The organism is Accumulibacter sp., from assembly GCF_023806565.1.
In the GTDB taxonomy this organism is placed as follows: Bacteria; Pseudomonadota; Gammaproteobacteria; order Burkholderiales; family Rhodocyclaceae; genus Accumulibacter.
In genome coordinates, this window is record NZ_JAMTDV010000045.1 from 1 (window position 1) to 4,606 (window position 4,606).

The window sequence follows — 4,606 nt, forward strand, 5'->3', positions numbered from 1 at the left end:
CGCAAGATTCAGCGCGCTCGCGAGGCCATGATCAACCAGCCCACCTCAGACTAGATGTATAGCTATTTACGAGACATTATACTAGATGCGTGCATCGACGAGGATCCCGGCGACGGCAGCCTGATCCGTGCCGCGCTCGGCGATATCGCCCGCGCCAGGGGGATAAGCCAGCTTGCCCGCGAAACTGGCCTGGCTGGCGAGGGCCTGTACAAGGCGCTATCGGCCGAGGGCAATCCCGAATTTGCGACGATCATGAAGGTAATTCGCGCCTTGGGTGTCCGTCTGCGCGCGGAAGTGGTGCACCCGTCGATCATGTAAGCGACCGCTGTCCGTCGCCGGCTAAGTGCGTCTCTTGCCACGCCCGGTCGGTACGCTGCTGGTCGGCCCAAGCACCTTGATCAGCAACTCGGTGCGCGTGTGGACGCCAAGTCGATGATAGATTTCGTGCAGGTGATCCTTGACCGTTTGCTCGGCAATGTAGAGCTGGCGGGAGATTTCGCCATTGTCCAGGCCGCGCAGTACGCCGCCGGCAACCGCCGATTGACGCGGCGACAGCCCGTGGCGTGCCAGCCGCTGTACTAGATCGACCCGCTGGCGAAACGGCTGCAATGCAAGAATGATCGCCCGCTCCCCCCCGAAGCCACCTCGTGTTGCTGCCGACCAGAACTCCACTGCGTCTCCCGCCTGCCCACGATCAAGCGAATCCGCCGCCGCTTCCTCGACGGCAAAACGGTGCAACAGACTCGCCGCAGCCCACGGCACCCGGTGGACGCGATAGTTCCGGGAAGCCGTGCTGACGATGCCCGTGCCCTGCGGCGGCAGCGCCCTGAGCACCGCGTCCGGCGGAGTCGTGCCAAGGAAACGGCGGGCTGTGGTATTGAGGTACAGGGCGTTTCGTTCCCTGCCAAACACCACGATGCCCGTCTCCAGTCGCTGTTCCGGATCATTGGCCAGGCGGCGCAGAACGATCGCCCGAGCCAGGTGCGGACCGATCCGGTCGACGATCGCCTGTTCCTCGGCGTTGAAGTCGCGCTCGTGTCGCTGTCGGTGCACGCTGAAGACGGCGACGGGCTGCCCGGCCACCGCCGTAAGTATGCCGAGGGCGTGGTAATAAGGCACCCGTTGCATGAACTCGGTGAACTCGCTGCGCCCCAACTCGCTGGCACTGACGACATCGGAGAAGCGAACCGACTGGTTGCGTAGCACCGGACTTGGTTGGCGCAGCACAAAGGGATCCTGTGGAGCGTAGTGCGTCAGATAGGTGCACATGTCCGCGGGGTCGCAGTCAAAGCACAGCCCGGGCTGCAGTTGCAGCGTATCGGCGGCCACCGGCATCAGGATGCCGCTGGGAAACGGCAGCAGGTCGCGCAAGGCCATGAATACCGTACGCGCCATCTCTTCGTCATCCGGCGCGGCGTAAGCCATCTCGATGATTTCGAGCAGCCGCAGCTCCTCACTGTGCAAGTTGTTCATTCCCCCCTCCCGAGACGACCTCTTGACCCGCATATTCTGCCGTAGTTCGGGCAATTAAATCCTACTTTTGTCGGATGGCGATTTGCTGCGGGATTGGTAGATTGGAGGCCCGTAACCAGATCAGTGCACGCACAAGGAGGGGTCCATGAAAACGATTTGGCATCGTTTGTTTGTCTCTACGAAGGTATTTGGGCAGTTGGGTGTGGGTCTACTTGCCGTGGTGGCGGTCACGGCTGTGCCTTGGATCGCGCCGGCGAATGCGGCCGCGATCACTCTGATTTCGGACAATCCCGGAAAGGTGTTCCGGGATATCGCGTCAGATGGCTCCACGGTTTTTGTCCAGGACGCCAGCACCGTCTATTCGCTGTCAAGCGTGGGTGGTGGAAGCCTGACCCCGCTCTACACCGCACCCGTTGGAAGTCCGAGCACCAATATCTTTGGCGTGACGGTGATTGGGGCAGACGTTTATTGGGGTGACTCCCAATCCGGGCCCATTACCGATTCCCAGATATTCAGGGCGCCGAAAACCGGTGGCGGACCGGTGACCGCCATCTACACTGGCTCGTCGGTGGGAGAACCGATCGTGGATATTACCGGCCTGGAAACAGATGGGACCAAGCTGTACACCGCCGATGCCGTACAGGGCCACGTGCACTCCCTTAATCCGGACGGGTCTGGCCTCACGCAGATCGGTCCCAACCGGTACGGCGGCTATTTTACCGGCGCGCACCAGAACTCCATAGCCGTCGGCGAGGGCATGGTCTTCGTTGGCGAGAGCGGCGTTCCGACGGCTTCTGGCTGCTCCGGCTACTGTAATCCGGGCGTGTACTCACACTCGGCCACGACGCTCACGGGGGCTTTTTCAACACTGCTTGCCGCCCCTACGTTTTCCGGGGATGGCGTGCGGGGTATCGCATTCGGGGACGGAAAGGTGTTCGCGACGCAAGGCGCTTCGATCTATCTGCTTGATCCGACTACCTCTGGCCTTCTCGATACGCTTACTGCTCCAGAGTTTCACGACCTGCGCGGCATCACCTATGATGGTGGCGATCTCTACGTGGTCGATCAGTTCGCGGGTAGCGGGCGCATTTTTCGGATCGGTTTGAACGCCGTACCGGAGCCAGGGACCTTGGCCTTGGCGGCGATCGGTCTGCTAACTTTGGTTGGCAGGCGGTTCGGACGATAACCCTTGGTCACGGATCTCGGCAGCTCTTCCAACCCCCATGGTGCAGGGTCGGCGGCCCCACAGCTCGCGACGATCCGGGGCAAGGGCGACGGTGACCGAGAGCAGACGGGCAAACAAGGCACAGTAGATTAGTCCTAATCAATCGTAGTAACTATCGGATTTTCAGTGATTCTCGCAAGGGTGAGCTGGAATCAGGCACGTAAGCTTACCTAGGATTCGGACGCCCGACTAAATTGAGGAATCCTGATTCCAGTCCACGCTGGAATGACTTTGTCGTAACAGGACAAGTCTACCTTGCGGCACTCTACGCGAGCTATTTGCCGCACAAGGGGGTCCGTTAACCGCGTCAGGCCACATAAAAGACTGTAGAGAGGTCATATGATGCCCAAGCGTAATTTCTCCGACTTACTCTCCATTTTCAAGAGGACCTCGGGCGAGCCTCTGCGGTCCCGCTTTGGCTTGGCGCCCCTAGTCCTCGCCAGCTCTCAGAGCATAGCGCGTCAAGTCGGGGCGCTGCTATTGATCTCATGCGGTGTCGGTTGGTCGGGCACTGCCTTGCCCTACACTTTCTCGGCCACCGGACGCTTCTCGACGGACGACCAGCGGGCCGAGATTGGTTTCACCGTCGCGGCACCCAGTGCCGTCACCCTGCATACATGGTCATTCGGCGGCGGCATTAACGGTGCCGGGATCGGCGTCCCGAACGGTGGTTTCGCCCCAGTCGTCTCGTTGTTCGAGACTTTCGGGAGCTTGGACCTGATCGGTCTGGCCGAGGCAGGGGTTGCTACCTGCAGGGGCAACACCGATACTCTGACCAGTTTCTGCTGGGACGTGTCCCTCACGGTCAACCTCGTCGCCGGTAGCTATCTGGCGGTGCTCACCCAGGACGACAATTTGCCGTTCGGGCCCAGTTTTGCGGACGGATTCATCCGCGACGGGCAGGGCGATTTCACCGGCCCCGCTTTCCTCGGTGGACCCGGCCAGTTCATTCTTCTGACCCGTGATCAGCGCACTGGCGATTGGGCCCTGGACATCGACCTGCCTGGGTCATCAGTTCCGGCACCGGGCACCCTCGGACTCATTGCGCTGGGTCTGATCCTGTTGCATAGGCGCTGCATGTTAGCTGCACTCGGTTGACGCCGAGTCGCCGCTGCATACTGGCTATTCCAATTCGGTTTCCACAAACGCTAATTACACAGGAGTAACAAGTGAAGGACTACCGCTTTGTCAATTTGTTCAGGAGCGCCACACTGGCGTTGGCAGCGCTACTCCCGCTTTCGGCGCCTGCGCTTGAAGCAACGCTGAAGGCCGATACTTACCTGTCCCAGACTCAACCAGACATCAACTTCGGTTCGACAGTCACCCTCAACGTGTCCCCGACGAGCCGGGTGCTCCTCAAGTTCGATCTCGCTTCCGCGCTACCCGCGGGAACCACATCCGACCAGATAACTAAAGCCACCTTATTTCTGTGGGTAAATAGGGTTGGCGTGGCCGGTTCGGTGGAACTGAGGGAGGTGCTGACCGACTGGGCTGAAAACACCGCGACGGAATCCAACGCGCCGGCCGTTGGCCCCGCGTTTCAAACCATTGCCGTGATGCAGGCGAACCAATGGGTGACGGTGGACCTTACCCGTACGGTTCAAGCGTGGCTAGCCAAATCCCTGAACAACTATGGGTTCATGATCGGATCAGCGGGAGCCTTGGCAACTGTGTTCTTCGACAGTAAGGAAAACGCTGCCACCAGCCATCCGGCGCGCCTGGAACTCGTCTTGGCGGGGGGGCCGCCCGGTCCCCAAGGTCCTAAGGGCGACACCGGACCCGCCGGGGCAAAGGGTGCTGCCGGACCCGCCGGGCCAGTCGGCCCCGTGGGCGCAGCTGGGCCGAAAGGTGACGCCGGACCCGCCGGTCCTGCCGGTGCAAAGGGCGATGCCGGACCCGCCGGACCAG

Annotated in this window: 5 protein-coding genes; 4 read left to right on the forward strand and 1 reads right to left on the reverse strand. The window is 61.1% G+C overall.

The window, feature by feature from the left end:
- Positions 1 to 54: 54 nt before the first annotated feature.
- On the forward strand, positions 55 to 318 hold the full coding sequence (locus NFV80_RS05210) for an addiction module antidote protein (RefSeq protein WP_296758034.1): 264 nt from the start codon (positions 55 to 57) through the stop codon (positions 316 to 318).
- Positions 319 to 339: 21 nt separating this feature from the next.
- Here the strand turns inward: NFV80_RS05210 and NFV80_RS05215 are convergent, their stop codons facing one another.
- Positions 340 to 1,473, reverse strand: a complete 1,134-nt coding sequence (locus NFV80_RS05215) for a helix-turn-helix transcriptional regulator (RefSeq protein ID WP_296758036.1) — start codon at positions 1,471 to 1,473, stop codon at positions 340 to 342.
- A gap of 145 nt (positions 1,474 to 1,618) precedes the next feature.
- On the opposite strand from NFV80_RS05215, the gene NFV80_RS05220 reads away from it, so the two are divergent.
- The 3 genes from NFV80_RS05220 to NFV80_RS05230 all read left to right on the forward strand — a co-directional run.
- On the forward strand, positions 1,619 to 2,659 hold the full coding sequence (locus tag NFV80_RS05220) for a PEP-CTERM sorting domain-containing protein (protein WP_296758039.1): 1,041 nt from the start codon (positions 1,619 to 1,621) through the stop codon (positions 2,657 to 2,659).
- Between the two features lie 555 nt (positions 2,660 to 3,214).
- The gene (locus NFV80_RS05225; RefSeq protein ID WP_296758041.1) at positions 3,215 to 3,796 is read left to right on the forward strand and encodes a DVUA0089 family protein; all 582 of its coding nucleotides are present in this window, start codon (positions 3,215 to 3,217) and stop codon (positions 3,794 to 3,796) included.
- Between the two features lie 71 nt (positions 3,797 to 3,867).
- A partial coding sequence (locus NFV80_RS05230) for a DNRLRE domain-containing protein (protein WP_296758044.1) occupies positions 3,868 to 4,606 on the forward strand: 739 nt, incomplete at its 3' end.

Coding starts and splice junctions, on each gene's coding strand:
- NFV80_RS05215 (WP_296758036.1), bottom strand. CDS start 1,473: ATGAACAACTTGCACAGTGAGGAGCTGCGGCTGCTCGAAATCATCGAG.
- NFV80_RS05210 (WP_296758034.1), top strand. CDS start 55: ATGTATAGCTATTTACGAGACATTATACTAGATGCGTGCATCGACGAG.
- NFV80_RS05220 (WP_296758039.1), top strand. CDS start 1,619: ATGAAAACGATTTGGCATCGTTTGTTTGTCTCTACGAAGGTATTTGGG.